Genomic DNA, 3,301 nt, shown 5'->3' with positions numbered 1-3,301 from the left:
GGCTGGCGGTCGAGCACCATGAGCGCGGTCACGAGCTTCGTGATGCTCGCTAGCGGCGCCGCATCCGTCGTCGAGGTCAGCGTGCCCTCGGGAGACGTCGACTCGAACCCGTCGACGGCGACTGCAGCCGAACCCTCGGCGGGCCAGGCAGGAGCCGCAGCGGATGCCGTGAGCGGCGCCACATCGACGGACTGCGCCGTCGGCATCACCGCTGTCAACGGCCAGAGCAGGGTTACCGCGGCGTATGCCGCGACGACAGCGAGCACGATGAGCGTCGGACCGATGACGGTTCCGCGCAGCAGCGAGCGGCGCGGCATCCCGTCCAGGAGGTCGCCCTGGTCCGGGTCGTCGTGCATCCGGCGCGCGGCAGGTGCGCTAGCAGGGCGAGCCCACTGCAGTGCTGCAGTGTCGGCGCGCTCCACCGCTCCCCCCGCGGCCGCACTCGAAGCCTGGTCGGCGTCGGTCGGGTCGGGGGCGGTCGGCGCCTCCGTGTCAGTCATCCCGCCCAGATTATCCGTACCTGGCGCGTATACTCGGCACCACGAACCACGGGAGTCCGGTGTGCCGGGCTGAGAGGAAGCGAATCCACGCTTCGACCGTCGAACCTGATCTGGGTCATGCCAGCGCAGGAAGGAGAACAATGTCTGTTTCGTCGTCCACCCCCACAGCGACCACGCGCCGGTTCCGTTGGCGGATCGTCGACATCGTCGTCGCCAGCGTCATCGGTGTGGCATCCGGCCTGATCTTCCTGGCCTGGAACGTCGGTTACGTCGGCCCGAGCGCGCTGCTCGAGCCGCTGCTGCCGGGCCTGCAGGGTCTGCTTGACGGACCGTGGCTGTTCGCCGGAGTCCTGGGCGCTCTCGTCATCCGCAAGCCGGGTGCCGCGATCTACACCGAGCTGCTCGCTGCCGTCGTCTCGGCGCTGGTCGGCAATCAGTGGGGCGGGTTCCTGACGCTCGAGGCCGGCTTCGTGCAGGGGCTCGGCGCCGAGATCATCTTCCTGATCTTCGCTTACCGCGTCTGGACGCTTCCGGTCGCCATCCTCGCCGGAGCCGGCGCCGCGCTGGCCGGCGGCATCAACAATCTGATCCTCTGGTACGCGGGAGCCGACGTGACCTTCACGATCGTCTACCTGATCAGCACTGTCATCTCGGGTGCGGTGATCGCGGGTCTGCTCTCGTGGTTGTTGGTGCGGGCGCTTGCCGCGACGGGCGCACTCGATGCCTTCCCTGCCGGGCGTGAAGTCCGGCAGCGCGTCTGACGTGACGGCGCAGTCTTCTCGGACTTCTCCGGCCAGCCCTCGTCCCGTTGCTGTCAGGATCGACGGCTGGGGCTGGCGGCACGGCAGTCGGCGGGCATGGGCATTGCGCGACATCGATCTGCAGATCGGCGCCGGCGAGAGGGTGCTGCTGCTGGGAGCATCGGGGTCGGGCAAGTCCACACTCGTGAGGGCGATGGCCGGAGTGCTCGGCGGCGACGAGGGCGAGAGCGAGGGATCGATTCTTCTCGACGGCTCCCCGCCGAGTGCGGCGCGCGGCAGCACGGGCCTCGTGCTGCAGGACCCCGATTCCCAGGTCGTGCTAGCGCGGGTCGGCGATGAGGTCGCGTTCGGTTGCGAGAACCTCGGCGTCCCCCGCGAAGAGATCTGGTCGCGCGTGCGCGAGGCCCTCGACCTGGTGGGACTTGACGTGCCGCTGGATCACTCGACGACCGCTCTGTCGGGAGGGCAGAAGCAGCGGCTGGCGCTCGCCGCCATCGTCGCGATGCGGCCAGGCCTCATCATCCTTGACGAACCGACGGCCAATCTCGACCCCGACGGCGTCGAGCAGGTGCGGGATGCCGTCGCCCGCGTCGTCGACCAAACGGGAGCCACCCTCGTTGTCGTCGAGCATCGGATAGCGGCCTGGGAGTCGCTGGTCGATCGGGTCGTGGTCCTCGAGGCTGGCGTCGTCGTCGCCGACGGCTCGCCGGACGCGGTGCTGCGCGACCGAGGCGCCGATCTCGCCGCGGCCGGCGTCTGGGTCCCCGGCCATCGCCCGGCGTGGCCCCCGCGCGCCCTACACGCTCGGGGTTCGGTGCTGGTGTCGGCCCACGATCTGGTCGTCGCTCGGGTGCCGGGTCGGCCGGTTGCCGAGGTCCCGCGGCTCGACATCGTCGAAGCGGGTGTGACGGCGATCACCGGACCCAACGGTGCCGGCAAGTCCACGCTCGGGCTGACCCTTGCCGGGCTGATCGCACCCGCCGCGGGGTCTGTCGTGGCCTCCGCGGCGCTTGCCGCGGGAGAGCGTGGGCATCCCCACCAGTGGCCCTCGCGAGCACTGCTCACCCGCCTTGGCATGGTGTTCCAAGATCCCGAGCATCAGTTGCTCGCACGAACGGTGCGCGGCGAGCTCGAGGTCGGTCCACGAGCGCTGGGTCTCGTGGAGTCCGAAATCGCGGCACGCGTCGATGAGCTGCTGCACCGGTTGCGGCTGGACAGGCTCGCCGATGCCAACCCTTACACGCTCTCGGGAGGCGAGAAGCGCAGGCTCACGGTCGCCGCGGCTCTCGCGACTCGACCCCGGGTCCTCATTCTCGACGAACCCACCTTCGGGCAGGACGCGCGCACCTGGGCCGAACTCGTCGCCCTCCTTGGCCGGGTGCGCGATGAGGGGTCGGCGGTCGTGACGATCACGCACGATCTCGACGTCGTCGAGGCACTGGGCGCCGACAGTTTCGTGCTCGGCGGGTCGTCGTGATCGACATCCAGACTGTCGCGCCCTCACGGGTGGCGCGACTGAATCCGGTCGCGAAGCTGCTGGCGATCGTCGTGCTGACGATTCCGCTGGTGCTGACCCTGGATGCGGTGTCGGCCGGGGTCGCGCTGGCGATTGAACTCGCTCTGTTCCCTTTCGCTGGCCTCGGCTGGAGTCGTTTCTGGCGGCGCACGTGGATCGTGTGGCTGCTTGCGCCGCTCACCGGCGTAACGATCGCGCTGTACGGCCAGGCGAGTGGAGTGATCTTCCTGGAGTGGTTCGTGGTGCGGGTCAGCGAGGGTTCGCTCTCTCTGGCGCTTGCCACGATGCTTCGGGTGCTCGCGATAGCGCTGCCGTCGGTCGTTCTGTTCGCCACCGTTGACCCGACCGATCTTGCCGACGGGCTCGCGCAGGTGCTTCGCCTACCGGCCCGCTTCGTTCTCGGGGGGCTCGCGGGCCTGCGGATGGTCGGACTCTTCGTCGACGACTGGCGTGCCCTCGAGCTCGCGCGTCGGTCGCGCGGCGTCGCCGACCGCGGCCGCATCCGTCGGTTCCTCGGAATGGCT

General features: G+C 69.6%; 3 protein-coding genes, 1 pseudogene and 1 riboswitch. Of the genes and pseudogenes, 3 read left to right on the top strand and 1 reads right to left on the bottom strand.

The genetic code is table 11. From position 1 onward, the window contains the following. Positions 1–500: pseudogene (locus B3587_RS06185) on the bottom strand (D-alanyl-D-alanine carboxypeptidase); the annotation flags it as partial. Positions 501–538: 38 nt separating this feature from the next. After that, positions 539–649, top strand: a riboswitch (TPP riboswitch). On the opposite strand from B3587_RS06185, the gene B3587_RS06180 reads away from it, so the two are divergent. From B3587_RS06180 to B3587_RS06170, 3 genes are all read left to right on the top strand, one after another. Beyond that, positions 641–1,261 carry an ECF transporter S component gene (locus B3587_RS06180; protein ID WP_228178348.1) on the top strand — a complete coding sequence of 207 codons (621 nt, stop codon included), beginning with the start codon at positions 641–643 and terminating at the stop codon, positions 1,259–1,261. It overlaps the preceding riboswitch by 9 nt. A 103-nt stretch (positions 1,262–1,364) precedes the next feature. After that, positions 1,365–2,738, top strand: coding sequence for an ABC transporter ATP-binding protein (locus tag B3587_RS06175; RefSeq protein ID WP_228178349.1), 1,374 nt, complete (start codon positions 1,365–1,367; stop codon positions 2,736–2,738). Beyond that, positions 2,735–3,301, top strand: a 567-nt coding sequence (locus B3587_RS06170) for an energy-coupling factor transporter transmembrane component T family protein (protein ID WP_292727201.1), incomplete at its 3' end; no start/stop codon positions are given. The genes B3587_RS06175 and B3587_RS06170, both read left to right, overlap by 4 nt.

Source organism: Microbacterium sp. UBA837 (assembly GCF_002296025.1).
Taxonomy (GTDB): Bacteria; Actinomycetota; Actinomycetes; order Actinomycetales; family Microbacteriaceae; genus Microbacterium.
The sequence above is the reverse complement of the archived record's forward strand: the minus strand, read 5'-3'. Positions and strand labels throughout refer to the sequence as shown.